The sequence below is a fragment of the Dyella nitratireducens genome (assembly GCF_014642835.1).
In the GTDB taxonomy this organism is placed as follows: domain Bacteria; phylum Pseudomonadota; class Gammaproteobacteria; order Xanthomonadales; family Rhodanobacteraceae; genus Dyella_B; species Dyella_B nitratireducens.
The window spans coordinates 291,791-316,836 of sequence record NZ_BMJA01000004.1; the positions used below are offsets into that span (position 1 = coordinate 291,791).

At 60.0% G+C, this 25,046-nt stretch carries 21 protein-coding genes and 1 pseudogene; 10 read left to right on the top strand and 12 right to left on the bottom strand.

Features of this window, described 5'->3' with window-relative positions; genetic code table 11:
* The first annotated feature begins 78 nt into the window (after positions 1-78).
* The 4 genes from IEX75_RS20035 to IEX75_RS20050 are packed head-to-tail and all read left to right on the top strand — an operon-like array spanning position 79 to position 3,714.
* A complete protein-coding gene (locus IEX75_RS20035) occupies positions 79-684 on the top strand; it encodes a GNAT family N-acetyltransferase (protein WP_423373269.1) in 606 nt (201 codons plus the stop codon).
* Between the two features lie 7 nt (positions 685-691).
* Positions 692-931 carry a GDCCVxC domain-containing (seleno)protein gene (locus IEX75_RS20040; RefSeq protein ID WP_188797052.1) on the top strand — a complete coding sequence of 80 codons (240 nt, stop codon included), beginning with the start codon at positions 692-694 and terminating at the stop codon, positions 929-931.
* Positions 931-1,404 (top strand): nucleotidyltransferase family protein, encoded by a 474-nt coding sequence (locus tag IEX75_RS20045; RefSeq protein WP_188797054.1) that lies wholly within the window; start codon positions 931-933, stop codon positions 1,402-1,404. The genes IEX75_RS20040 and IEX75_RS20045 overlap by 1 nt, the downstream gene beginning before the upstream one ends.
* A gap of 39 nt (positions 1,405-1,443) precedes the next feature.
* Positions 1,444-3,714, top strand: a complete 2,271-nt coding sequence (locus IEX75_RS20050) for a thiamine pyrophosphate-dependent enzyme (RefSeq protein WP_188797056.1) — start codon at positions 1,444-1,446, stop codon at positions 3,712-3,714.
* 83 nt (positions 3,715-3,797) lie between these two features.
* Here IEX75_RS20050 and IEX75_RS20055 read toward each other — a convergent pair whose 3' ends face one another.
* Complete coding sequence (locus tag IEX75_RS20055; RefSeq protein ID WP_229720988.1) at positions 3,798-5,540, bottom strand: sensor domain-containing diguanylate cyclase; 1,743 nt, start codon at positions 5,538-5,540, stop codon at positions 3,798-3,800.
* Positions 5,541-5,854: 314 nt separating this feature from the next.
* On the opposite strand from IEX75_RS20055, the pseudogene IEX75_RS20060 reads away from it, so the two are divergent.
* Positions 5,855-6,079: pseudogene (locus IEX75_RS20060) on the top strand (NADPH-dependent FMN reductase); the annotation flags it as partial.
* A 132-nt stretch (positions 6,080-6,211) separates the two neighbouring features.
* On the opposite strand, the gene ppk1 reads toward IEX75_RS20060, so the two are convergent.
* Both ppk1 and IEX75_RS20070 read right to left on the bottom strand, forming a co-directional pair.
* Positions 6,212-8,347 carry a polyphosphate kinase 1 gene (ppk1, locus tag IEX75_RS20065; protein WP_188797191.1) on the bottom strand — a complete coding sequence of 712 codons (2,136 nt, stop codon included), beginning with the start codon at positions 8,345-8,347 and terminating at the stop codon, positions 6,212-6,214.
* A gap of 162 nt (positions 8,348-8,509) precedes the next feature.
* On the bottom strand, positions 8,510-9,295 hold the full coding sequence (locus IEX75_RS20070) for an AraC family transcriptional regulator (protein WP_188797059.1): 786 nt from the start codon (positions 9,293-9,295) through the stop codon (positions 8,510-8,512).
* A 126-nt stretch (positions 9,296-9,421) separates the two neighbouring features.
* Here IEX75_RS20070 and IEX75_RS20075 point away from each other — a divergent pair, with 126 nt between their 5' ends.
* Entirely contained in the window at positions 9,422-10,630 is a 1,209-nt protein-coding gene (locus IEX75_RS20075; RefSeq protein ID WP_188797061.1) for an MFS transporter, read from the top strand.
* Between the two features lie 33 nt (positions 10,631-10,663).
* Here IEX75_RS20075 and IEX75_RS20080 read toward each other — a convergent pair whose 3' ends face one another.
* From IEX75_RS20080 to IEX75_RS20090, 3 genes are all read right to left on the bottom strand, one after another.
* A complete protein-coding gene (locus IEX75_RS20080) occupies positions 10,664-10,945 on the bottom strand; it encodes a type II toxin-antitoxin system RelE/ParE family toxin (protein WP_188797062.1) in 282 nt (93 codons plus the stop codon).
* Positions 10,932-11,231 carry a type II toxin-antitoxin system RelB/DinJ family antitoxin gene (locus IEX75_RS20085; protein ID WP_188797063.1) on the bottom strand — a complete coding sequence of 100 codons (300 nt, stop codon included), beginning with the start codon at positions 11,229-11,231 and terminating at the stop codon, positions 10,932-10,934. The genes IEX75_RS20080 and IEX75_RS20085 overlap by 14 nt, the downstream gene beginning before the upstream one ends.
* A 165-nt stretch (positions 11,232-11,396) precedes the next feature.
* On the bottom strand, positions 11,397-14,108 hold the full coding sequence (locus IEX75_RS20090) for a M16 family metallopeptidase (protein ID WP_188797064.1): 2,712 nt from the start codon (positions 14,106-14,108) through the stop codon (positions 11,397-11,399).
* Positions 14,109-14,258: 150 nt separating this feature from the next.
* On the opposite strand from IEX75_RS20090, the gene IEX75_RS20095 reads away from it, so the two are divergent.
* From IEX75_RS20095 to murJ, 4 genes are all read left to right on the top strand, one after another.
* Complete coding sequence (locus tag IEX75_RS20095) at positions 14,259-14,582, top strand: YbjQ family protein (RefSeq protein ID WP_188797065.1); 324 nt, start codon at positions 14,259-14,261, stop codon at positions 14,580-14,582.
* A gap of 3 nt (positions 14,583-14,585) precedes the next feature.
* Positions 14,586-14,888 carry a hypothetical protein gene (locus IEX75_RS20100; protein WP_188797066.1) on the top strand — a complete coding sequence of 101 codons (303 nt, stop codon included), beginning with the start codon at positions 14,586-14,588 and terminating at the stop codon, positions 14,886-14,888.
* A 108-nt stretch (positions 14,889-14,996) separates the two neighbouring features.
* Positions 14,997-15,752 (top strand): Bax inhibitor-1/YccA family protein, encoded by a 756-nt coding sequence (locus tag IEX75_RS20105; RefSeq protein ID WP_188797067.1) that lies wholly within the window; start codon positions 14,997-14,999, stop codon positions 15,750-15,752.
* A gap of 196 nt (positions 15,753-15,948) precedes the next feature.
* Positions 15,949-17,541, top strand: a complete 1,593-nt coding sequence (gene murJ / locus IEX75_RS20110; protein ID WP_188797068.1) for a murein biosynthesis integral membrane protein MurJ — start codon at positions 15,949-15,951, stop codon at positions 17,539-17,541.
* Positions 17,542-17,603: 62 nt separating this feature from the next.
* On the opposite strand, the gene poxB is transcribed toward murJ, so the two are convergent.
* The 6 genes from poxB to amaB form a co-directional block, all read right to left on the bottom strand.
* On the bottom strand, positions 17,604-19,334 hold the full coding sequence (poxB, locus tag IEX75_RS20115) for a ubiquinone-dependent pyruvate dehydrogenase (protein ID WP_188797070.1): 1,731 nt from the start codon (positions 19,332-19,334) through the stop codon (positions 17,604-17,606).
* A gap of 153 nt (positions 19,335-19,487) precedes the next feature.
* Positions 19,488-20,516 carry a UDP-N-acetylmuramate dehydrogenase gene (gene murB, locus IEX75_RS20120; protein WP_188797194.1) on the bottom strand — a complete coding sequence of 343 codons (1,029 nt, stop codon included), beginning with the start codon at positions 20,514-20,516 and terminating at the stop codon, positions 19,488-19,490.
* A 10-nt stretch (positions 20,517-20,526) separates the two neighbouring features.
* Complete coding sequence (locus tag IEX75_RS20125) at positions 20,527-21,564, bottom strand: quinone-dependent dihydroorotate dehydrogenase (protein WP_188797072.1); 1,038 nt, start codon at positions 21,562-21,564, stop codon at positions 20,527-20,529.
* Positions 21,564-22,331: a class I SAM-dependent methyltransferase gene (locus IEX75_RS20130; RefSeq protein ID WP_188797075.1), complete on the bottom strand. Its 768-nt coding sequence runs from the start codon at positions 22,329-22,331 to the stop codon at positions 21,564-21,566. Before IEX75_RS20130 ends, IEX75_RS20125 begins: the two co-directional genes overlap by 1 nt.
* A gap of 22 nt (positions 22,332-22,353) precedes the next feature.
* Positions 22,354-23,127, bottom strand: coding sequence for an SDR family NAD(P)-dependent oxidoreductase (locus IEX75_RS20135; RefSeq protein WP_188797076.1), 774 nt, complete (start codon positions 23,125-23,127; stop codon positions 22,354-22,356).
* A 341-nt stretch (positions 23,128-23,468) separates the two neighbouring features.
* Positions 23,469-25,004 (bottom strand): L-piperidine-6-carboxylate dehydrogenase, encoded by a 1,536-nt coding sequence (gene amaB, locus IEX75_RS20140; RefSeq protein ID WP_188797078.1) that lies wholly within the window; start codon positions 25,002-25,004, stop codon positions 23,469-23,471.
* Positions 25,005-25,046: the final 42 nt, after the last annotated feature.

Genomic DNA, 25,046 nt, shown 5'->3' on the forward strand with positions numbered 1-25,046 from the left:
ATTGGCAATACAACGCGCAATCGCCCAAAAAATTGAGTGTGAAAACATGTTCCCTGGACTTTTCGCTCTGGTGATCGCTTGACACTACCGACTCGTACCACCTTGAAGAGCAGTACCTTGCCAAGGCACGACATCCACATCGAAACCGAACGCCTGATTCTGCGTCCGCCCATTCACGAGGACTTCGATGCCTACGCCGCCAACATGGCCGATCCCGAAGCGGCGCATTTCATCGGCGGCGTGCAATCGCGTCCCGTGGCATGGCGGGGTTTCCTCTCACTGGCGGGTGCCTGGATGATCCAGGGCTTTTCGATGTTTTCAGTCATCGAAAAATCCAGCGGCCGCTGGATTGGCCGGCTCGGTCCGTGGTACCCGGACGGATGGCCGGGCAACGAGGTCGGCTGGGGACTGGTGCGCGATGCATGGGGCAAGGGCTATGCCTGTGAAGGCGCGTCCGCGGTCATGGATTGGGCGTTCGAGCATCTGGACTGGACCGATGTCATCCACTCCATCAATGGAGACAACCAGCCTTCGCTGGCGTTGGCCCAACGCTTGGGTTCCCGGTTTCTGCGTCACTCGAACTTGCCGGAACCCTACCAGGACATCAGCGTCGAAATCTGGGGACAGACTCGGGAAGAGTGGTTGCAACGGCGATCCATGGCAGCCGCAGGCCGAGCTGGGTGAGGGCAAGATGAGCGATGTCATCCTGCAATCCGAAATCACCTGTCCGCACTGTGGTTTCGCCACCGTGGAAACCATGCCGCTGGACGCCTGCGTGTTCTTTTACGATTGCCCGAGCTGCAATGCACTGCTTCGTCCCAAGTCGGGTGATTGCTGCGTGTTCTGCTCGTACGGCTCGGTCAAGTGTCCACCCATCCAATTGAATCCTGCGAGCGCCACATGCTGTGGCCAGCGCGATCATCAACCGTAATGACGTTGCACTCGCTCAGCTCGGCCTTGCATGAAGTGATTGCGGCAAGCGTACCGCTACTGCAAAGGCATTGCTGCGACCCATGGGTAGTGATCGGCAGTGCGGCGTGTGCGCTGGCAGGCGCTTGCGTGGACGTCGCCGATCTGGATGTACTCGCCAGCACGGCCGACGCCGAGCGTTTGATCGCCTTATGGCCATCGCGCCGAGATACTACCTATGCGCCTGCGGGCGCCGATCGCTTTCGCTCGCACTTTGCACGCTTCCTGTTTCCAGGCATGCCGGTGGAAGTGATGGGAGATCTCCAATTACACGGAGCCCATGCCTGGCAAGCGGTGCAGGTGAACGATGTCGTGCACGTGCAGGTTGCAGACATCGCGGTACCCATCCCGTCACGTTGTGAACAAATTCGCATACTGGAAAGCTTTGGCCGCCCGAAAGATCGCGCGCGCGCCGAGCTGCTACGCGCCTTGTAAAACGGCGCGCCAACCGATCATCGTTAGAGAACCTTCGCCATGTCCGCCACACCTATCGCCGCCCGTCACAAGGGCTTCAACCGCGCCGAGATCGTCGACCAGAACTTCACCGAGTTCGTGCGGCTTTGGCAGGGTCAAGTGAACGCGCGGCCGCGTGACGATGAATCCATCTTGCCGGGCAGCGCACTGGATGCACGCGGCTTTCGTGAATTGCTGGAATCGCAGCTGATCTCGCGTCATCTCGATCTGATGGCGCGCGTGCTGCGCGTGCAAAACAAAGTGTTCTACACCATTGGCAGTTCCGGCCATGAAGGCAACGCGATGGTGGCGCGGCTGACGCGGCATACCGATCCCGCTTTTCTGCACTACCGCTCCGGCGGTTTCATGGCGGAACGCTTTCGCAAGCTGCCGGGCATGGATCCGGTGATGGATTCGGCGCTGTCGTTCGCTGCCAGCAAAGAAGATCCCGCTTCCGGCGGCCGCCATAAAGTATGGGGCAGCAAGCCGCTATGGGTTTTGCCGCAAACGTCGACCATCGCTTCGCATTTGCCGAAAGCATTGGGTACGGCTGTCGCCATCGAGCAGGCGCGCCGCATCGGCCATACCTTGCCGATACCGAATGATTCCATCGCCATCTCTTCGTTTGGCGATGCTTCCAGCAATCACGCCACGGCGCAGACGGCTTTCAACGCCGCCGCGTGGACGGCGTACCAGAAACTGCCTGCGCCGGTTTTGTTCGTATGTGAAGACAACGGCATCGGTATTTCGGTGAAGACGCCCAGCGGCTGGGTGGCGAACAACTTCCAGCATCGCCGTGATCTGGATTATTTCTTTGCCGATGGCTTGGATCTCGCCAGCGGCTACGAGCAAGTACAGCAAGCGGTGAATCATTGCCGCGAAACGCGCCGTCCGACTTTCCTGCATCTGAAGACCACGCGCATCATGGGCCATGCCGGCACCGATTTTGAAATCGAGTGGCGCAGCATTGAAGAGCTGGTTGCAGTAGAGGCGTCCGACCCGCTGCTGCGCTCTGTTGCCATTGCGCTGGAATCGGGCCTGTATACCAAGGATGAATTGCTGGCGTTGAACGAAACCATCCGCAAGCGGTGTTTTGCTGCAGCTGAAGATGCTGATCGCCGGCCCAGGTTGCAAACGCTGGATGAGGTGATGGCGCCGCTGGCGCCATACACGCCGGATGCAGTGAAAGCCGAAGCCGAACGCGCCGATTACCGCGACAAACGCGTTGCAGTGTTTGGCGGCGAAGACAAGCTGCCCGAGAAGCAACCGCCGCGTCACCTGGCGATCCAGATCAACCAGGCGCTGCATGACCTGATGGCGAAGTATCCCGAATCGCTGCTGTTTGGCGAAGATGTGGCGCAGAAGGGCGGTGTGTACACTGTCACCAAGGGTTTGAACAAAACGTTCAAGGGCAACCGCGTGTTCAACACGCTGCTCGATGAAACGGTCATTCTTGGCTTGGCTCAGGGCTACGCCAACATGGGCATGTTGCCGATACCGGAGATCCAGTATCTGGCGTACTTCCACAATGCCTGCGATCAGATTCGCGGTGAAGCCGCTTCGCTGCAGTTCTTTTCCAACGGCCAGTACCGCAATCCGATGGTGATGCGCGTGGCTTCACTGGGTTATCAGCGTGGTTTCGGCGGGCATTTCCACAACGACAACTCAATCGCGGCACTACGCGATATTCCAGGTCTCGTTGTGGGCTGCCCTAGTCGTGGTGATGACGCGGCCACCATGCTGCGCACGCTGATGGCGCTGGCGAAAGTGGACGGTCGCGTGTGTGCGTACCTGGAACCGATCGCGCTGTACATGACGAAGGATCTCTACGAAGGCGGCGATGGCCAGTGGCAGTTCGCCTATCCGGCACCGGGCGAAGCGATGCCGCTGGGCGAAGGTCGTGTCTACAACGAGGACGCCAATGACCTGGTGATCTTCACTTTCGGCAACGGCGTGCCGATGGCGCTGCGCTCGGCACGCACCATCGAAAAGGAACTTGGCTGGAAAGTGCGCGTGGTCGATCTGCGCTGGCTGGCGCCGCTCAACGATGCGTTTATCGCGGCGCAGGCGAAGAGTGCGAAGCGCATTCTGGTGTTGGACGAAGGCCGCAAGAGTGCGGGCGTGGGCGAGGGCGTCATCACGGCGGTGGTGGAAGCCGGCTTCGGCAGCACGCCGCTGGAGCGTGTGGTCGGCGCAGATACCTATACGCCGCTGGCCGGTGCGGCGTTCCTGGTGCTGCCAGGTGACGCGGAGGTTGTGGCGGCAGCGAAGGAGCTTGCCGGTCGTAGATGATGAACTGGTAAATCGTAGGTTGGGGTGCAAACCCCAACATCGTTATGCGCCACGCGTGGCAATGTTGGGGTTTGCACCCCAACCTACGGCTGTTTGCGTGGCGGCGTACCCATCATGTCAGCTCGCCGCTCATACGCATGCACTTGATTGCGCCCATGCAGCTTCACGTAATACATCGCCTGGTCCGCGCGCTCGATCATCGTTTCCAGCGTATCGCCCATGCTGCGCATCGCCAGGCCGATGCTCACGCTCAAGCGCAGATCATTCAGATTTACCGGGATTTCCATCCGATGCACACGCCGGCATAGCCGTGTCGCCACATGCAGGGCTTGCTCCTGGTGCACATCATGAAGCATCGCCACGAACTCCTCGCCGCCGTAACGGCCAAGAAGGTCGGTAGGACGCAGCTCATTGCTCAGCACTTCGGCGACGGCGACCAGCGCACGATCGCCAGCCGCGTGGCCATGCAAGTCGTTGAGCATCTTGAAGTGATCCAGATCCAGGAATAGCAGGGTGACGGAACGCTCCGTATTCGCCGTCTCGGCCAGCATACGATTGGCCGCTTCGGTCCATGCGCGTCGGTTGAGGATATTGGTCAGCGGGTCGTGATCCGCCAATACGCGTACGTGGTCGCGATCGTGCCGCATGGTGAGCGCGCGATCGGCCAGGCCCAGCGATAGCACGATGGCTTCGAATGCGCCCATACCGATACTCGCATCATTGAGCCAATCCAGGCTTGGCAAGGCGCCGGTGGCCTGTGCGCTGGTCATGGCGGTGATTGCGAGCAAGGGTGTCCAGCCGGCCAGGAAGAACCAGGCCTGGCGCGAACCACGAACACCTGCCGCCAACGCGGTGATGAGCAGCAACAGAGCGCCAAGGATCAGCACCGGGTTTACCAGCGTCTGCGCCATCACCACCAGCGCATCAATGCCGGTACAGCGCAGCAACACGATCAGTGGCATGGCAAAACCCAGCGCTATCACCGGCACGCGCAGTGCAGGCGCGTAATGCTGGACATCGCAGAAGCGACTGATGAACAACGATGCGAACGAGACCGACAGCGCAGTCGCCGAGGCTCCCACCAGTACCTCCGAGCCGGCCAGCCAGCTCATGCCCAGCGGGTGGAACAGGAATCCCGTTTGCACACCCTGCACGACCACGTAGCAAAGCATGTAGCCGGTGTACCAGGCGAAGGTCATGTCGCGCAGCATGATGGCGAAACACAGCGCCATCAGCGCCATCGCCACCATGATGGCGATGCACGCCGTGGCAAAAGTGAGCCAGTTGGAATCCTGCTGCAGAAAGTCGTCCATGTTCTGCAAGGCAAAGCGCTCGGGTGCGGCGAGCGTGCCACTGGGTTCCAGCTTCAGCAGAATCGGTGCTGACAATGCCTGGTCAGCGTCAAGGCGAAAGACCAGCCGGCCATGACCATGGAGCGAATCGCCGGCATCATCCATCGCGTAGGGGATTGGGCCGTGTGCCCCATAGAGGGTGATCGTACCCAGCGGAGCGGGATAGATCGACAGCACCACGCGCTCCTTGCCCGTGCCGATGGCTTCCGGCTGCAGCACCACCCAGCTGCCCAGAGCGTCGCGAGGAAACCGTTGCAGCAGCGCCGGATTGAAGGTCTTCAGCGTGCCTTCCCGGAACGCGGCCAGGATGGTGGCCGGTGTGTCACCCCGCGTCACCTCACGCCACATACCGTGCAGAGGGATGTTTTTTGCGCCGGCTGCCGCTTGGGAGAACCACAGCAGCCAAAGCAACGGCACGGCGGCCAGCAACCACCTGCGCTCAATGCCCAGTTTGCGCAAAGCGTCCCCTGACACTCCATCCCCCGTTCCATGAAGTGGCTTGTGCTTCCGCTTCTTTACATGGGATGCCGCGGCGGCCATCGGCAGATTCTGCGATCTGCTGTTTCCCTTGCCCGTTGCGGGATCGCCGGCGTCCTCAGTCAAACAGTACCGCCTTTGTAACGTGTAACAAAGCCTCTACGTTTTTCTATGCAGGACGCGTGCCAGAGATTGTGGCTGCGCCATGATGACGCGACTTCACGCCGGGTTGCCCGATGCGGAGGCATGTTCTTTGATGCGTCGTGATCGTTCTGGTCTTTGGAGGAAAACGGTATGTCTTCACTCAAAGCGGCATTTCAATTGGCGCGACGGGCACGGGGCTGGCGCAGCAGCACCTGCGCAATATCCTGGTTTACCTGGATGTGCCGTTGTTGGGGCAGCCGGAAGTGTTTCTGAAGTTCAGCGATGGGCTGATCGATGACGACGGGAATGTCGGAGTAGAGAGCACGAAGAAGTTTTTGCAGGGCTTCGTCGATCGTTATGTGGAGTGGGTGAGGCGGCACTCGCATGCGTAACCCGCACCGTCATTCCGGCGAACGCCGGAATCCAGTTAAATACGCGGTGCGAAGCACGCAAAACCTTTTTATGTCGTGTGCTACGCACACCATGTTTATACTGGATTCCGGACGTTCGCCAGAATGACAGCATCAAGGCGCCGCAGGCGCACCCACACCGCAATACTTCTCCAGCAACTGCCGTTGCACGTCATGCGCAGCTTGTCCATCGTCCGGCAGCAGGCGCGAATAGTTGCCGTCCGTCTGCAGTTCCCATGTCGTGGCGTTGTCGTTGAGGTAAAGATCCAGCTCCTTGCGAATACGCTGGCGCAGCTTCTTGTCCTCGATCGGGAAGCCCGTTTCCACGCGGCGGTCCAGGTTGCGTTCCATCATGTCGGCGCTGGCCAGATACATGCGTTCTTCGCCATCGTTGGCGAACCAGTACACGCGGCTGTGTTCCAGGAACCGCCCAACGATCGAGCGCACGCGGATATTGTGCGAAACACCCGGAATGCCCGGGCGCAGGCAGCACATGCCGCGTACCAGCAGATCCACTTTCACGCCGGCGATGCTGGCCTTGTACAGCGCACGGATCATCTTCGCATCAGTGAGCGCATTGATCTTGATGATCATGTGCGCAGGCTTGCCAGCCTCCGCATGTGCGGTTTCGCGCGCGATCAGGTCCAACAGCGACTTCTTCAGCGTGAACGGAGCATGCAGCAGCTTTTTCATTTTCAGCAGCTTGCCCATGCCGGTGAGCTGACTGAAAAGCTTGTGCACGTCTTCGCATAGCGCCGGATCTGACGTGAGCAGGCTGTAGTCGGTATACAGTCGTGCGTTGCCGCTGTGATAGTTGCCGGTGCCCAGGTGTGCATAACGCTGCAGTTTCTGACCTTCGCGGCGCTGGATCAGCATCATCTTGGCGTGCGTCTTTACGTCCACCACGCCATAGATCACCACCGCGCCGGCTTGCTGCAGGCGCTGCGCCAGACTCAGGTTGGATTCCTCGTCGAAGCGTGCGCGCAGTTCCACCACCGTAATCACTTCCTTGCCGGCGCGTGCAGCTTCCACCAGCGCATCGACGATTTCCGAATTGGCACCGGTGCGGTACAGCGTCTGCTCGATGGTGAGTACGTCTGGATCTTTGGCGGCCTGGCGCACCAGGTCCACGACCGGCGCGAAGGATTCGTAGGGGTGCAGCAACAGCACGTCCTGCTTGTTGATCACCTGGAACAGATCTTCGGCTTTCTTCAGCGCCTTGGGGATCGCCGGCACGAACGGCGGGTATTGCAAATGCGGGCTCTGGCTGCGGTTGATGATGCCGAACAGGCGAGTGAGGTTCACCGGGCCGTTGACTTCATAAAGCTCCGCTTCCGTCAGGCCGAATTGCTTGAGCAGGTAATCGGTGAGCTTCTTCGGGCAGTTGTCCGCGACTTCCAGACGCACGGCATCGCCGAAGCGGCGCGAGAACAACTCGCCACGCAGCGCACGGGCGAGGTCGTCCATTTCTTCCGGGTCGATGGTGAGGTCGGCGTTGCGGGTGAGGCGGAACTGGTAGCAGCCGCGCACTTCCATGCCAGGGAACAATTCTTCTGCGTGCGCGTGAATGATCGACGAGAGCAGCACATAGTTCTCGCCGCCTTCGCACACCTCATCCGGCAAACGCATGATGCGCGGAAGCACGCGCGGCGCCGGCAGGATGGCCAGGCCCGAATCGCGCCCAAAGGCATCCACGCCTTCCAGCTCGACGATGAAGTTGAGGCTTTTGTTGACCAGCAGCGGGAACGGATGGGTGGGGTCGAGCCCGATCGGCGTCATCATCGGCGCCACTTCCTGGCGAAAATAGCGCTGTACCCAGCGCTTCTGCGCAGCTGACCAGCTCTCGCGGCGCACGATGCGGATGCCGTGCTGGTCCAGCTCCGGCAGCAGGCGTTCGTTGAGAATGGCGTATTGGCGCGCGATCTGGCGGTGCGCGATCTCGCTGATCTCGGTCAGCGCCTGCTTCGGCGCAATGCCGTCCGGCCCGACGATCTCGTGACCAAACGCGAGCTGGCTCTTCAGGCCGGCCGCTCGGATCTCGAAGAACTCATCCATGTTGCTGGAAAAGATCAGCAGGAATTTCAGGCGCTCCAGCAACGGTGTGCGCTCATCCAGCGCCTGCTCCAGCACGCGGTTGTTGAATTGCAGTTGCGACAGTTCGCGATGGATGTAATGCGCTTTGTCGTTGAGGTCGACCGCAGGCGCGGCTGCTTCTGCTGTTTCCGTGGAGGGCAGGATGGCTGCGGACATGGCGTCCTCGGTATAGGGTTTGCTTGCGGAACGTTGCATCGATTTCATACTTGTACGTGGCACCGTCCAGCATGCCACGGCTTTGCCATGGTGCGGGGGCGCGTTGACATGGTTATGACATCTATCGCGAAAAAACGTCTAAGAGCCTGTTGAGGCAGGTTGTCATGAGGCATTGCCAGCCATCAGGTAGTGACTGGGCGCGGCACCCAGCGTACGCCTGAATGCCGCGGTGAAGGCGCTGGTGCTGCTATAGCCCAGCTCCATCGCCACGCGCGTTACCGGTTGTCCGCGCCCTAATCGCGTCAAGGCAGCCATCAGGCAAGCCTGGTGGCGCCAGTCGCTGAAACTCATGCCGGTCTGCTCGCGAAACAAACGGGTGAAGCTGCGGCGGCTCATGCCGGCCTTGTGGGCCATCAGGTCGATATCCACATCCAGCGAGGGCGATGCCAGCAGCGCCCGACATAGCTGCGCCAGCCTGGGGTCCTGCGGCAAAGGGGTGTTGAGGGGTAGCGCAGGCATGCGGGCGATTTCTGCCACCAGCAGGCGCATCAGATCATCGTCACGGCTGCCAAGCGCGTATTCGGCGGGCAGATCCACCGCTTCGGACAGCAGCGCATGCAACAGGGGCGATACGCTGATCACGGTGCAGTGCGCGGGCAAGGCTGCGCTGGCGGCCACTTCGGGGAGCACGTAGGCGCTGCGCGTGCTGGTCAACCCGCCCATGTGTACCGCATGGGTGACACCGGCAGGAATCCACAGCGCACGGTAGGGCGGCACCACCCAACTGCCTTCGCTGGTGGTGACGGTGAGTACTCCGGTGACTGCATACAGGCATTGCCCGCGCTTATGCCGGTGGCTAGGCAATACCAGGCCGGCGGGGTAGTCGTTGCCGGTGGCGACCACATCGCGGGGCGTGTCTTCGTAGCCGATAACGCGGGTGTTTCGCATGCCATCCTCCATTTGGCCCAAATTCGACAGAAGTTGACCCGATAGTGTATGCAGGCCGCTCGCGGCTACTTTAAGGTGACACCCACAGCCTGGCAATTTTTGCCGCTTCCCCATCCCCGAGGGACTATGCAGAACTCCGCCGAATCGGTTTCACTGCCGTCGACTGCGCCGCGCACGGATTACACCATCCTGGGCGCGATCAGCTTTTCGCATCTGCTCAACGACATGATCCAGTCGTTGATCCTTGCGATCTATCCGCTGCTGAAAAGCGGCTTTCATCTCAGCTTTACGCAAGTGGGCCTGATTACGCTCACGTATCAAGTCACCGCGTCGCTGCTGCAGCCGCTGGTCGGCATGGTGACCGACCGCAAGCCGATGCCTTATTCCTTGCCGGTTGGCATGGGTTTCACGTTGTGCGGCTTGCTGTTGCTGGCTACCGCACCGAATTTTGCGGTGTTGCTGTTGGCGGCTGCGTTGGTCGGGACGGGTTCATCCGTGTTCCATCCGGAATCCTCGCGCGTGGCGCGTCTTGCATCGGGCGGACAACACGGCTTGGCGCAATCGCTGTTCCAGGTGGGCGGCAATACGGGTTCATCACTGGGGCCATTGCTGGCGGCGTGGATCATCGTGCCGCACGGGCGTGGCAGCGTGGCGTGGTTTTCACTCGCTGCGTTGTTGGCAATGGTCGTATTGCTGCAAGTGGGGCGCTGGTACCGCTTGCATCATGTCAGCCGCAGCAAGGCGGTGCGTCACGTGCCTGGCGAAGCGTTGAGCCGCAACAAGGTGGTTCTGTGTCTGCTGATCTTGGGCTTGCTGATCTTCTCCAAGTATTTCTATCTCGCAAGCATCAGCAGCTATTTCACGTTCTATTTGATTCACACGTTCGGCTTATCGGTGCAGGCCGCGCAGATGCATCTGTTCGTGTTTCTGTTTGCAGTGGCTGCCGGCTCCTTGATTGGTGGCCCAGTCGGTGACCGAATTGGGCGCAAATGGGTGATCTGGGTGTCGATCCTCGGCGTGGCGCCATTTACGCTGGCCCTGCCGCATGCCAATTTGCTGTGGACTGGTGTGCTGTCCGTGGTGATCGGCTTGATTCTGTCGTCGGCGTTTTCGGCGATCCTGGTCTACGCGCAGGAATTGATTCCGGGGCGCGTGGGCATGATCTCCGGTTTGTTCTTCGGCTTTGCGTTCGGCATGGGCGGCATTGGCGCCGCGGTGCTTGGGCGAGTCGCCGATGCACATGGCATCGACTACGTGTATTCGCTGTGTGCGTATTTGCCGTTGATCGGTGCGCTGGCGGTGTTTTTGCCGGATTTGGAGAAGGGTGGACGTTAGACGCAGCGCTCTCTTAAGCGCGAATGAGGAAACTCAAGAACCTGGCCATGAGCGTGCAACATGCAGCACGCGTAGAATGAATACTCTGCTGATGCTTTCGGTGTAAACCACAATATAGTTCTTGTGGACCACCATCTCTCGTGTGCCGGCAAGCCGCCCTTGCCGGCAAATTTTGGGATGCGAAGACAGTTTTGCTGTCTTCGCCTCGATTTCGTCCTTCAGTTTTTGAGCAGCTTCTGGATTATCGTCGGAGATGTAATCGATGATCTCCAAAAGATCAGTACGGGCAGAATCTTTCCATTCAACTTCGGGCACGACGCTTCCTGTCGATGAGTGCTTGAGCTTCATCCATGACGCGCTTGTGGGTATGAGCTGGACGGGAATCGGCAAGTGCTTCTTGCACTTTTTCGCGGAACCACAAGTCGTAGGCTTCTTGATCAGCCGTAAGTGCAGCGGGTAGCGCGCCTTCTTTGACTACACGGGTAAGGAGAATGCGTACTGCATCTGAGATGGTCAAGCCGAAGCTTGCCAATTTTTCTGTAGCGGCATTCTTAAGATCGTCGTCAATACGGACATGCAGCATTGAGGTATGCGTGGCCATGGCATGGTGCCTCTCGTAAACCATGGAGGTATTTTGTATCTCAAATGAGATACACGCAAGTGCTGCGGCGTGGGCCTACAGTGCAGATGTCCGTTTTTGAATTCATTGCAAGATCGCTTTGTCTCCTATGCCCTCCCCCAGCAGGGAGGGGCATAGTGCGGCGCTTCAATGCTTCGCCGGTGTCGGCCCCTGCACGACCTGCATCAAATTCTCAGGCTTCAAATACTTCTTGAACGCCGCCTGCACCTGCGCGGGTGTGAGCGTGAGGTAATGCTTCGCCGCCACCATTGGCTGATCCAGCGGTTCGCCGTGCCATGCCCAATTGAGCAGTGCGCGGGAGATGCTGCTGATGCTGGATACGCCAACAGGAATGGAGCGGATCTCATATTGGCGTGCGTTGTCGAGTTCGCTTTGCTTGATCGGCGTGGTCTGCATCGCAACCAGGTTCTGGCGGATCAGCCCATCGACCGGCACTACCTTGTCGGGGTCGCTGCCGTACTGCACGAAGAAGATCGAGCGCGAGCGATCGAAGTGCATGCCGGAACCTGCGCCATACGCATAACCATGCTTCACGCGGATGTCGGTCATCAGCCGCGAGGCGAAACCGTTGCCGCCCAGCACGTTGTTGCCCAGCTGCAAGGCATAGCGATCCGGGTTGTGCATGGTGAGATCGAGCATCTGGCCCATCAACACCTGGTCTTGCGAGGCGTATGAGTTCTCGATCACCACATAGCCGGAAGCATTCACGGGCACCGGCTTGGAGACCACGTCGGGTTTGGCACCTGCCGCTTTCCACTGGCCGAAATAGCGCTCCACCGTGGCCTTGGCCTGCTCAGGCGTGACGTCTCCAACCACCACGATGGTGGCGAGATCGGGGCGATAGGTCTTGGCAAAGTAATCCTTCACGTCTTGCAGCTTCAGTGCGCCGATGGTGTCAGGCGTGGGCAGCCGCAGATCCGGATCGCCGGCAGGCAGCAGACCGGCGCGTAGCGCCTTCATCATCTTGTATTGCGGCGACTGCATTTCGCCGGCGAGTGCACGCGCCAGCGTTTCCTGTTGCACGGTGAAACCTTGTTGCGGCAAGGCAGGGTGAAGTTCGTTGTCGGCCAGCAACTGCATGGCGCGGTCGAAATGGTCGCTGAGCGCCGCTACACCAAAATCAGTACCGCCCGTTTCATTGGCGGAAATGTCGTCCAGCGCCTTGTGGAAGGCATCGCGATCCAGCGTCGTGCTGCCGTAATCGAACAACGAATCCAGCAGGCGTGCCACGCCTTCCTTGCCGGTGGCTTCCTGCAGTTTGGGATTGTTGTCGATATGGCCCACCACCGTAACGGTCTTGCTGATGCTCGATGGCTGCACGATCAGGCGAATGCCGTTGTCGAGCTTCATGTCGACCGGTGCCAGTGTCCAACGCGGCATCTCCAACTTGCTCAGCTTTTGCGCGGCCCATTCGGGAAGCGGCGCATCCAGCTTTTCGTTGCTGTTGAAGGATTCGGAACCACCGAAGCCACCGCTATCGGGCGGACGCTGGCCGTTTTCATTGGGCGTGAGTACCACCGTCACGCGCTCATCCGATTTCAAATACTGGCGTGCGATGCGGTTCACGTCGTCAACGGTGACTTGGCGAATCTGGTCTTCGGCTTCTTCCGGTGTGCTCAGGCCCATCCAGGCAATGGCTTGTGACCATGCGCTGGCGAGTGTCACTGCGCTGTTCTTGTTGAATTCCGCCTGCGCGATTTCCGCTTGCTTCGACGCCTCGACCAGATCGGCAGGCACGCCGTTTTTCAGCAAATCATTGATCACGCCATCTAGATCGGCCTGTGCCTGCTTGGCATCGCCACCCTTGGGAAAGCCGACTTCGATCACGCCGACACCGCCATAACTGAAAGGCTGCAACTGCGCGTTGGTGCTGAGCACCTTGCCCTGCACCGCAAGCTGGGAAAGCGAGCTGCGCGCATTGGTGAGCACGTCCAGCAGTACCTGCGCGGCGGCGTTGTCCTTGTCCATCATGCCAGGCATGCGATACATGAACTGCACGCTGCCGGTGCCGCGCGGGGTGGTGGAGGCAATCGTTTCCGGTTTCACCGGCTGCAGTTTCACCGGCTCATGTGCGGGCAGGGTGCGTTTGGGAATCTTGCCAAACAGTTGCTGCACCTTTGCCAGCGTCTGCTGCGGATCCACGTCGCCCACGATCACGAGCAAGGCGTTGTTGGGTGCGTACCAGCTCTTGTAGAACGTCTGCAGATCTTCAGCGGTGGTCTTACCGAAGGAGGAGCGTGTGCCGAGCGGATCTTCCGCATAGCCGGTGCCCGCATACAGAATGCCCTCGGCTTTCTGGAAGGCCAGGAATTCCGGCTGCGAGATATCGCGCGACACTTCCTGCTCGATTGCACCGCGTTCCCGCTCCCAATCCTGCTGGGTGAGCAGCGCGCCATCCATGCGGGTCGATTCGATATGCAGCAGCAAGTCAAGGTAATTCGACGGTGCCACGAAGTAATACTGCGTCGCATCGTTGGTGGTGAAGGCGTTGTTGTCCGCGCCCATCTTGCCCGTCATTTCATTGAGCTGCGCGCCCGTCATGCCCTTGCTGTCGCGGAACATCATGTGTTCCAGCGCATGTGCAGTGCCGGGAAAGCCTTGTGGTGTCTGGTAGCCGCCGGCGAGATACGTGATTTGTGTCGTTACCATGGGCGAAAGCGTTTCGCGCACGATCACCACGCGCATGCCGTTGTCGAGGGTGGTTCGCAATACGTTGCTGTCGTTGGCCACGGCTTTGGAAGCCCCAGGCGTGTCGGCGCGGACTGGGACACTGGTGCTTACCAGCCCCACACCCAGCAACACGCTCCATGCCAATGTCTTGAAAGGGCTCGACATCATGTTCGGGTTCCTTAAGGAGAACAACGGTAGACCGTGGGATGTTGCCACAGTGCAGCCCGTTCACCTATGCCTAAAGAGACATGCACGCGGCGGCGGAAGACGGAGTATCGTGCGCACATCGCAAGTTCCCCCGACACGAGGAGCGAGGCAATGCTGGTGGTGACGACTGAGAACGTTCCTGGCCGTCAAGTGGTTCAGGTGAAGGGGCAGGTGTTCGGTGTGGTGGTGCGTAGCCGTGGCATCGGCGGCAATGTGATGGCGGGCTTGCGCTCGCTGGTCGGCGGCGAGATCCACGAATACACGCAGATGCTGGAGGAAGCACGCCGCCACGCGCTGGATCGACTGGTCGAGAACGCCAAGCTGATGGGGGCGAACGCGGTGGTGATGATGCGCTTCGATTCGGCCGAAATCGGTCAGACCATGAGCGAAATCGTGGCTTACGGCACGGCCGTGGTACTCGATCCGCCAACCTGAACCATGCTACCTATCGTCTTGTATGTGATCGGCGGCCTGCTGCTAGTGGGCGCGGGTATCGCGGTCCTGACCGGCATGATGGTGGCCTTGCTGCCGCAGTTGATCTTTGGCGGCTTGCTGCTGGTGGTCGGGTTGGCGATCGAGCGTTGGCGCTATAAACCGTTGCTGCGCGGCAGGCCCGATCCGCGCTGGAAGGATACGGGCGAGCGCTTCGTCGATCCGGGCAGTGGGCAGCTCACTGCTGTTTATTTCGATGCGCAACGCGGCGAGCGGCATTACGTGGTGGTCGATGAGCTGCCGAAGTAGGCTGGGATGACAATCCCAGCATCACGAACTCACAAGAAAGCTGGGATTGTCATCCCAGCCTACGTAAGATTGGTTTTTCGTAGTCGATAGATTCAACCAGGAGCACATATGCCATCCGGAAATCCTGTATTGCGAGAGAAGGCGTTTCAAGGCTTGCCCGTCACGGGCGAACGCATGACCATGAATGGTACGGTGACGCGCACGGCTTTATTGCTGGTGCTGGCCGTCATCACCGGCGGTTGGACATGGCAACGTTTTGCCGACGTGGCTGCCGGCGGCAACCTTGACGCTGCACTGGCCGCGATCAGCCCCTTCATGTGGGGCGGTTTGCTGGTTGGCCTGGTGTTGGCGCTGGTTACCACATTCGCGCAACGCTGGGCCGGTATCACGGCGCCGTTGTATGCCATTGCGGAAGGCTTCGCGCTCGGTGGCATTTCGGCGGTGATGAATTTGCGCTTCCCAGGTATCGTGCTGCAGGCGGTGATGCTGACGGTCGGCGTATTGGCGGTTATGTTGCTGGCCTATCGTTCGGGCTTGATCAAAGTCACGGACAAGTTTCGCATGGGCGTGGTGGCCGCAACCGGCGGTATTGCGCTGTTGTATGTGGTGGATATGGCGTTGCGTGCATTCACCCATATCCAGATTCCCTTCATCCATGAAACCGGTGCCATCGGCATTGGCTTCAGCCTGCTAGTGGTCGGTCTGGCTGCACTTAATCTGGTGCTCGATTTCGACATGATCGATCGCGCTACCAAGGCAGGTGCTCCCAAGTACATGGAGTGGTATGGCGCTTTCGCACTGATGGTCACCTTGGTGTGGCTGTATATGGAATTGCTGCGCCTGTTGTCGAAGGCTCGCCGCTGAGCAGCCGGGGCTGCTCTGCGTAGGCCGGGATTTCCATGTAGGTTGGGATGAGCGTAAGCGGGGCCCAACATGGCCATGTCGATCATGATGGTGATGTTGGGGTTTGCACCCCAACCTACGTGTTGCCTGCTGCGAATAGGGGAGAAGCACGCTAGCAAATGCTACGCTTGCCCCTTTCCGATCAATTCCTAAAGCCATGACGAAAGACGCAGGCCGCGGCCACGCCTTGCTGGTCGGCGCAGGCATTCTTTGCAGCCGCCTGTTCGGCCTGGTCCGGCAGCGGGTGTTCTCGCACTTCTTCGGTCTATCCGACGCGGCCGATATTTTCAGCGCTGCCTTGCGCGTGCCGAACTTCCTGCAGAACCTGTTTGGGGAAGGCGTGCTATCGGCTTCCTTCATCCCGGTTTATGCACGCCTGCTGGCGCAGCACAAGCAGGAGGACGCCGATCGTCTGGCCGGGGCGATCTTTGCGATTCTGGCGTTGATCATTTCCGTCATCGTGGCGCTAGGTATTTTGGCCACACCGTATCTGCTCTGGCTGATTGCGCCGGGCTATACGGGCGAGAAGCGCGAACTCACCATCCTGATCGTGCGCATTCTTTTTCCGGGCACCGGCATCCTGGTGTGGTCGGCGTGGTGCTTGGGAATACTCAACAGCCATCACAAGTTCTTTCTTTCGTATGCAGCGCCAGTGATCTGGAATCTTTCCATGATCCTGACCATGCTGATCTTCCATCACCTCGACGCGAATCGACTGATCGTGTACCTGGCGTGGGGCACCGTGCTGGGCTGCCTGCTGCAGTTCCTGGTGCAGCTTGGGCCGGTGTTGAAGCTGGTGCCGAATTTGCGCCTGCGCCTGGATATGCAAAGCCTGCATGTAAAGCAGGTGGGCGGCAGTTTCATGAATGTAGTGATCGGGCGCGGTGTGGTGCAGATCAGCGCCTTCGTGGACCAGGCTATTTCCACGTTGCTGGGCAGCGGCGCCGTGGCGGGCATGACCACGGCGGCCTCGATCAACCTGTTGCCGGTAAGCTTGTTCGGCATGGCGGTGTCTGCATCGGAGCTGCCGACGCTATCGCGCATGGCCGGCGATCATGTGGATGAAGAAGTCGCCGCGAAACTCTGTGCGCGCTTGAATAACGGCCTTGAACGCATCGCCTTTTTCATCGTGCCATCCGCCATGGCGTTCTTTGCCTTGGGTAACGTGATCGTGGCGGCGTTGTATCAATCCGGTGCGTTTACCGCCAGGGATTCGTATTACGTGTGGGCGATCCTGGCCGGCTCAGGCGTGGGTTTGCTGGCGTCCACCTTCGGGCGATTGTATTCGTCCACGTATTACGCGATGCGCGACACGCGTACACCGCTGCGCTATGCGCTGGTGCGGCTTGCCTTTACGGCGGTGCTGGGCTTGGGCAGCGCGTTGTTGATTCCGAAGCTGCTGGGCATTCCCATGCAATGGGGTGCAGTCGGATTGACGGCCTCCGCAGGTGTGGCAGGTTGGGTCGAGTTTCATCTGTTGCGCAGGAAGATGAATCACAAGCTCGGCCACACCGGTGTAGCCGTGTCGATGATGGCCAAGCTATGGGCGGCAGCGGTTGTTGCAACGTTGGTGGCATGTGTGGTCGAGCACTTCATGCCAGCGTGGGGGCCCATTTTGACGGCCGCGTTTGTGTTGTCGACGTATGGTGTTGCTTATTTTGCGGTGACGTTTTTGTTGCATGTGAGGACATGCAGGGACGTCGTGCAAAAAATGCTGCGAAGGGTTGGGCTTGATCGTAGGCTGGGATGAAATCCCAGCTTTGTGCGGTTCGCTGTGCTGGGATTTCATCCCAGCCTACAAGAGCAGGATCGTCAGCGGCGTAGATTGCTTCGTGCCAGCTCGATCAGTTCGTCGCCACGGCCGTTCATCACGGTGCGCAGTGCCCACAGGCTGAAGCCCTTCATCTGTTCCAGCTGGATTTTGGGCGGCATGGACAGTTCCTGCCGGTTTGTCACCACGTCGACCAACGCCGGACCGTTGTGAGCGAAAGCCTCACGCACCGCGCCTTCCAGATGGCCGGGATCTTCCACACGTACGCCATAGATGCCTACCGCTCGCGCTAGTGCGGAGAAATCCGGGTTATCCAGCGATACGCCGGTCGGCAGAAAACCGGAGGCTTTCATTTCCAGTTCCACGAAGCCCAGCGTACCATTGTTGAACACCACGATCTTCACCGGCAGTTGGTGTTGCACCAAGGTAAGGATGTCGCCCATCAGCATGGAAAAGCCGCCGTCGCCGGACAGGCTCACGATCTGGCGGTTTGCAAAAGCCGTCTGTGCACCGATGGCTTGCGGCATCGCATTCGCCATCGAGCCATGCACGAAGGAGCCGAGCAGGCGGCGCTTGCCGTTCATCTTCAAGTAGCGTGCAGTCCAGATGGTGGGTGTACCGACGTCGCAGGTGAATACGGCATCGTCGCTGGCCAGGTCGCTGACTACTTTGGCGACGTATTGTGGATGGATCGGTTTGCTTCCGGCCTTGCCGGTGGCAAGGTCATTCAAGCCTTCGCGCGCTTTCTTGTAATGCTGCAGGCTGTTCTTCAGATGATTGTCGTCGGTGGCGGCTTTCAGGCGAGGCAGCAGCGCCTCAATGGTGGCCCTCACATCGCCGACCAGGCCGAGATCCAGGCGGCAGCGACGGCCGAGGTTTTCCGCGCGCAGATCGATCTGGCAGATCTTGGCGTCTTCGGGGAAAAACTGGCGATACGGAAAGTCGGTACCCAGTAGCAGCAAGGTGTCGCAACTCATCATCGCTTCATAGCCGGAGCTGAAGCCGATCAGGCCGGTCATGCCAACGTCATAGGGGTTATCCCACTCGACGTGTTCCTTGCCGCCCAGCGCATGCACCACCGGCGCCTTGAGCGTTTCGGCAAGGCGGATCAGCGCATCATGCGCACTAGCGCAACCGCGTCCGCAAAACAGTGTTACCTTGCGGCCGCTGCCCAGCAAGGCGGCAAGCTGGTCCAGCTGTGCATCCGGCGGAATGATTTTCGGCGCCACCGGCAACAGGCCTGCGCTTGCCAACACCGGACCGCTGGCCTCGCTAAGCGCTACGTCGCCGGGAATCACCAGCACGGCTACGCCACGCTGGCCGACTGCCGTACGTATTGCCGTGGCGGTGGCGTGATGAATTTGCGTTGCGCTGCTTATCAGCTCGCAATAGTGGCTGCATTCCTGAAACAGGTTTTGCGGATGCGTTTCCTGGAAATAACCGCTGCCGATTTCGGCGGAAGGAATATGCGCGGCAATCGCCAGCACCGGTGTACGTGAGCGGTGTGCGTCAAAAAGGCCATTGATCAGATGCAGATTGCCTGGTCCGCATGAGCCGGCGCAGACGGCCAGCTGACCGGTCAATTGCGATTCCGCTCCGGCGCCGAACGCGGCCGATTCTTCATGCCGATAATGGATCCACTGCATATCCTGGCGGCGTCGCAGCGATTCGGTGATGCCATTGAGGCTGTCGCCGACCAGTCCGTGGATCCGTTTCACACCGGCTTGTGCCAGTGTTTCAACCAGGACGTCGGCAACATTGCGGATGCTCATGACGCGGCTCCTCGTGGGATAAGGACCCGCGTATCTTGGCAATGTGTTGCTTTGGTTTCCGTAAAGGAGCACGTGGGTCGAGGGTGCCAATCCCAACGTCGCCATGCCTGCTGCAACGCGATGTTTGGGTTGTTACCCAACCTGCCATGACAATCAAGGCGAACCGATCACCATTGGCTCGGGCTCCAGTCGCACACCGAAGCGCGCATCAACACCTTCGATCACGCGCTGCGCGAATGCCCAAAGCTCCTGGCCGCTGGCCTTGCCGTGATTGACCAGCACCAGCGCATGGCGATTGGAGATACCGGCGTCGCCTTCGCGCGTGCCTTTGAAGCCGGCTGTTTCGATCAGCCAGGCGGCAGAGAGTTTCCAGCGTGCATCCTTGCCGGGCCACGCGACCAGTTCGGGGTATTCGCGTTTTAGTGCTTCGCCTTGCGTGGCATCCACGATGGGATTCTTGAAAAAGCTACCAGCATTGCCTATCACCGCTGGATCAGGCAGCTTGCGTGTGCGCAGATGCACGACGGCCTCGGCGACGTGGAACGGTGCGGGGTTGCTGACGCCCATGCGTTCCAGCTCGCCGCGGATGCCGGCGTAGTCCACGCGCAACGCATGCTGGCGGGGTAGGGCGAAGCGCACGGCTGTGACGATGAAACGGTCCGGCTCGTGCTTGAACAGCGAGTCGCGGTAGCCGAACGCGCAAGCTGTGCGATTCAGCGTGACCACGCGTCGCTCGATGCGATCCCACGCTTCCACGCTCTCGATGAATTCGGCGACTTCCGTGCCGTAGGCGCCGATGTTCTGGATGGGGGCCGCACCGACCGTGCCGGGAATCAGGATGAGGTTTTCCAGCCCGGCAAAACCTTGGCCGAGCGTCCAGCGCACGAAGTCGTCCCAGCGCTCGCCGGCAGCGACAGCAATGCGGGTGAGGTCGCCTTCCTGTTCCACGTGCACCCCGCGCGTTTCCATCGCCAACACGGTGCCATCGACATGGCCGGTGAGCAGGATATTGCTGCCTTCGCCCAGCACTTGCAGGCGGCTGGCGCGAATGGCGGGGAAATCCAGCAGCTCCGGCAGCTTGCTGGCGTCGCGTATTTCAGCCAGCAGCTTGGCGCGTGCATCGACGCGCAATGTGTTGCGCTTGAGCAGCGATGCGTTTTCGATCAACGTGTAACCGCCCATGTCGACACGGTCAGCGTGCATCGCGATGTTCCTGCTGGCGGCGGATTTCATTGACGCACTCGGCGATCAGTTCCGGGCCGCGGTAGATCAGGCCGGAATAGATTTGCACCAGCTGGGCACCGGCATCGAGTTTCTCTACCGCATCGTCGCCTTCGAGAATGCCACCCACGCCGATGATGGCCATCCGATCGCCCACGCGTTGGCGCATGCCGCGCACCACTTCTGTGGCGCGTGTGCGCAACGGCTTTCCGGATAGTCCCCCAGCTTCGTTGCCGCGCGGATCGCTGGCAACAGAAGCGTGATCGATGGTGGTGTTGGTGCAGATCACGCCGTCCACGCCGGACGCGAGCAAGACCTCGGCAATGCTGTCCAGTTCGACTTCGGAGAGATCAGGCGCGATCTTCAACAGCATCGGCTTGCGCTTGCCCTGCTGCGAGCCGAGCCGCTCCTGTGCCTCGCGCAGGGTTTCGATAAAGCGGCGCAGCGTGGCTTCTTCCTGCAGATCGCGCAAGCCTTTGGTATTGGGTGAGGAAATATTGACGGTGATATAACTGGCGTGCGTATACACGCGCTCGAGGCAGAACAGGTAATCGTCCACGGCCTTCTCGTTGGGCGTGTCCTTGTTCTTGCCGATGTTGATACCCAGCACGCCGCGATAGCTGGATGCCTGTACGTTGCGCACCAGTGCGTCGACGCCCTCATTGTTGAAGCCCATGCGGTTGATGATGGCGTCGTGCTGAGGCAGCCGGAACAGGCGCGGGCGATCGTTGCCGATCTGCGGGCGCGGCGTCACCGTGCCTACTTCAATAAAGCCGAAACCCAATGCGCCGAGTGCATCGAGATGTGCTGCGTTCTTGTCCAACCCTGCGGCAAGTCCCACCGGATTGGGGAAGCGGATGCCGAAAACGTCTACCGGCAGTTCTGCTGCCGGTGCCGCCACAAAGCGCATCAGCTCGCTACGCCAGGCGACGTCCAGGCCATACAAGGTCAGGCCATGTGCCGTTTCGGCATCCAGTTTAAATAGCAGTGGGCGCAGCCAGTGATACATCAAGGAATCTCACCAACGTAGATGCGTGTGTCGTAGTCGAAGCTTACCCGACCGTCCACCGCGCAGGCGTCGAATAGCCTGCGCAGCGCTTCGATCATGGGCTCGTGCTTGGGATGGCCGGCCTGGGGCGCATACGAGGACGACATCAGCCGTCCGCGCAGTGCATCGAAATCCAGCAGCTGGCGATGATCGAAACTGGCCGTGCCACGCCAGCCTTCGCCGAACCATTCACGCATGCGTGGCTCGTCGGCATAGCGTTCGGCGACGCTGGTGTAGTCGGTGCCGTAGATGTGCAGCAGGGCCTCGTAGCCTTCCAGGAACGGCGTACCAGTGAGGCGGCGCGAGTTCCAGTAGATGGCTGCCAAACCGCCTGGGCGCAGAATGCGATGGAATTCGCGCCGCGTGCTTTCCGGGTCGAACCAATGGAATGCTTGCGCCACAGAAACAAGATCGACGCTGGCGTCATCCAGGTTCGTGGCATCTGCCCGTCCATCCACCGTGAGGAATTTGGGGTGGCTTCCCAGCCATTCGGCTGCCGCACCGCGCATGGCCGCATTCGGTTCCACCGCCATCACGGTGTGGCCGGCGTCCAGAAACAACTTGCAGGAAATGCCCGTGCCGGCGCCGATATCGGCTACGCGCCAGTCGGGCGTTACGCCGTGCGCTTTGCGCAGCCAATCGATCAACGCTTCAGGGTAGGTGGGGCGATAGCGGACGTAATCGGCAACGCGATCGCTGAAACGTTCGGTGCTGTTGAAATCTTTCATGACCTTCACCTCCATACCTGATTCAGCGAGATAACTGCTGGCCACCGTCGACGCACAGGATTTGTCCCGTCATCCAGCCTGCCCACGGCGAGGCGAGGAACAATGCCACGTGCGCCACTTCTTCCGGCGTGCCGTAGCGGCCGAAGGGGATTTTCGACAGCACAGCGGTATAGCGCGCCGGATCTTCATGCTTGCAGCGGTCCCACAACCCGCCTTCGAATTCGATGGAACCTGGCGCGATGGCATTGACACGTATGTGTTGTGCAGCCAGTGCCAGGGCCTGGGACGTGGTGTAGTGGGAAAGTGCCGCTTTCATAGCACCGTAGGAAGGCATGTTCGGGCGTGGGTGTAGCGCCGCGATGGAACTGGTGTGCAGGATGCTCGCGTACGGGGACTTGGAGAGATACGGCAACGCGGCGCGCGACGCACGTACGGCCGCCATCATGTCGATATTGAAGACGGCGGCCCAATCTTCTTCCGTATCTGCAAAACCATAGCCGCTGGCGTTGTTGATCAATACGTCGATGCCGCCGAGTGTTTCGGCTGCGGCGTTGATGTAAGCATCGATGGCGGATGCATCGCCGAGATCACATGACTTCGTATGTACTGGATTGCCATGCGCGGCCATGGTTCTGGCGGTTTCATCGAGTGCGGTCTGGCCGCGTGCACAGATCGATACCGCTGCGCCAGATGCGGCGAAGGCCAGCGCCATGCTGCGGCCGATGCCCTTGCTGCCGCCGGCGATGACGATGCGGTAACCGTGGAAGTCGAAGGGGAAGGGTTTAGGCGAAGCCATGGCGTGCCTGCTCCATACGTGATCGGGAAGGCTTTTCCACGAGATCTATATTTTATCGATGTTGCGCAATCTTGCCTTGTCGTCATTCCGGCGAAGGCCGGACGGAGCGCAAAGCGCGGAGAACGTCCAAAGGACGGCCCCGGAGGGGTGAGCGAAGCGAATCATCCAGTTTTAATGAGCCGTGCGCAGTACTCAACACATGGTTTTGTGTCCTTCGGACGCGTGTTTGCACTGGATTCCGGCTTTCGCCGGAATGACGGTGAGGTGCTATCACGTATCACGCGAGGTAGCCCCCTCATTCCAACCCTCTCCCCGGAGGGAGAGGGAGCCATGCCATCGACTTACAGATCGAACTTGATCCCCTGCGCCAACGGCAGCGCATCCGAATAATTGATCGTATTGGTCTGCCGGCGCATATACACCTTCCATGCATCCGAGCCCGATTCGCGACCGCCGCCGGTTTCCTTCTCGCCGCCGAACGCACCGCCAATTTCCGCACCGGAGGTGCCGATGTTGACGTTGGCGATACCGCAATCCGAACCCGCCGCCGACAGATACTGCTCGGTCACTTTCAGATTTTGCGTGAAGATGGAGGAAGATAGGCCTTGCGGCACGCTGTTCTGCAGCTCGATGGCTTCGTCCACCGTTTTGAACGGCATGACGTAGAGAATCGGTGCGAAGGTTTCCGTCTGCACCACGTCGTCGCTGTTCTTCAAACCGGTGACGATGGTGGGGAGCACGAAGTTGCCCTTGCGATCAGCCAACGCTGCACCGCCGGTACGCACCGTACCGCCGCTGGTTTTTGCTTTTTCGACGGCGGCGAGGTAAGCGGTCACCGCCTCCTTGCTGTTGAGCGGGCCCATCAGCGTGGTGGCGAGCGTGGGATCACCGATCTTGCCTTCCACCTGCTTGTAAGCGGCCACCAACGTATTGGTTACATCGTCGATGATCGACTCATGCACGAACAAACGACGCGTCGTGGTGCAGCGCTGGCCGGCAGTGCCGACGGCGCCGAATACGATCGCCGGAATCGCCAGTTTCAGATCCGCGCTTTCGTCCACGATGATCGCGTTGTTGCCGCCCAATTCCAGCAGCGAACGGCCCATACGCTTGGCCACGCGCTCGCCCACGTGGCGGCCCACCTTGGTGGAACCGGTGAAGCTGATCAGCGGAATGCGGTGGTCGTCGACGAACGCTTGCGACAGTTCCGTACCGGCGTCATTGAAAAGGAAGAACAGATCCGGGAAGCCGCCGTCCTTCAGCGCTTCGTTGCAGATCTTCATCGCAGCAATCGCCGACAACGGTGTTTTCGGCGAGGGCTTCCAGATGCAGATGTCACCACAGATGGCAGCCAGCATCGCATTCCACGCCCACACCGCGACAGGGAAGTTGAACGCGCTGATGATGCCGATCACGCCCAGCGGCTGGTATTGCTCATACATGCGATGGCCCGGGCGTTCCGAGTGCATGGTGTAGCCATACAGCATGCGGCTCTGGCCAACGGCAAAATCGGCGATGTCGATCATCTCCTGCACTTCGCCGTCGCCTTCGGGCTTGATCTTGCCCATTTCCAGCGCGACCAGCGAACCCAGTGCATCCTTGTGCTTGCGCAGTGCTTCACCGCACAGGCGCACGGCTTCGCCACGCTGCGGGGCAGGGGTGGTACGCCACACTTTGAATGCTTCCTGTGCGCGCTTGACGATGATCTCGTAATCGGCGGCGCTGGAGGCATGGACGGTGCCGATCACCTCGTTGGTGGCCGGGTTCAGCGGTTGCAGCGTGCCCGCATGGGTGGTCTTGGACCACTCGCCGTTGCCGAGGTACGTACCCGACTGCTCGCCGGTAAGGCCGAGCGCCTTGAGGATTTCGTGGGACATGCGGACTCCTGAGACGTGGCGCCTAGGCGCCTGGGAATGGGG

Coding starts and splice junctions, on each gene's coding strand:
- IEX75_RS20095 (WP_188797065.1), top strand. CDS start 14,259: ATGCTGGTGGTGACGACTGAGAACGTTCCTGGCCGTCAAGTGGTTCAG.
- IEX75_RS20125 (WP_188797072.1), bottom strand. CDS start 21,564: ATGTATCACTGGCTGCGCCCACTGCTATTTAAACTGGATGCCGAAACG.
- IEX75_RS20135 (WP_188797076.1), bottom strand. CDS start 23,127: ATGGCTTCGCCTAAACCCTTCCCCTTCGACTTCCACGGTTACCGCATC.
- IEX75_RS20040 (WP_188797052.1), top strand. CDS start 692: ATGAGCGATGTCATCCTGCAATCCGAAATCACCTGTCCGCACTGTGGT.
- murJ (WP_188797068.1), top strand. CDS start 15,949: ATGACGAAAGACGCAGGCCGCGGCCACGCCTTGCTGGTCGGCGCAGGC.
- IEX75_RS20105 (WP_188797067.1), top strand. CDS start 14,997: ATGCCATCCGGAAATCCTGTATTGCGAGAGAAGGCGTTTCAAGGCTTG.
- amaB (WP_188797078.1), bottom strand. CDS start 25,004: ATGTCCCACGAAATCCTCAAGGCGCTCGGCCTTACCGGCGAGCAGTCG.
- IEX75_RS20045 (WP_188797054.1), top strand. CDS start 931: ATGACGTTGCACTCGCTCAGCTCGGCCTTGCATGAAGTGATTGCGGCA.
- ppk1 (WP_188797191.1), bottom strand. CDS start 8,347: ATGTCCGCAGCCATCCTGCCCTCCACGGAAACAGCAGAAGCAGCCGCG.
- IEX75_RS20070 (WP_188797059.1), bottom strand. CDS start 9,295: ATGCGAAACACCCGCGTTATCGGCTACGAAGACACGCCCCGCGATGTG.
- IEX75_RS20130 (WP_188797075.1), bottom strand. CDS start 22,331: ATGAAAGATTTCAACAGCACCGAACGTTTCAGCGATCGCGTTGCCGAT.
- murB (WP_188797194.1), bottom strand. CDS start 20,516: ATGGGCGGTTACACGTTGATCGAAAACGCATCGCTGCTCAAGCGCAAC.
- poxB (WP_188797070.1), bottom strand. CDS start 19,334: ATGAGCATCCGCAATGTTGCCGACGTCCTGGTTGAAACACTGGCACAA.
- IEX75_RS20090 (WP_188797064.1), bottom strand. CDS start 14,108: ATGATGTCGAGCCCTTTCAAGACATTGGCATGGAGCGTGTTGCTGGGT.
- IEX75_RS20100 (WP_188797066.1), top strand. CDS start 14,586: ATGCTACCTATCGTCTTGTATGTGATCGGCGGCCTGCTGCTAGTGGGC.
- IEX75_RS20075 (WP_188797061.1), top strand. CDS start 9,422: ATGCAGAACTCCGCCGAATCGGTTTCACTGCCGTCGACTGCGCCGCGC.
- IEX75_RS20085 (WP_188797063.1), bottom strand. CDS start 11,231: ATGGCCACGCATACCTCAATGCTGCATGTCCGTATTGACGACGATCTT.
- IEX75_RS20050 (WP_188797056.1), top strand. CDS start 1,444: ATGTCCGCCACACCTATCGCCGCCCGTCACAAGGGCTTCAACCGCGCC.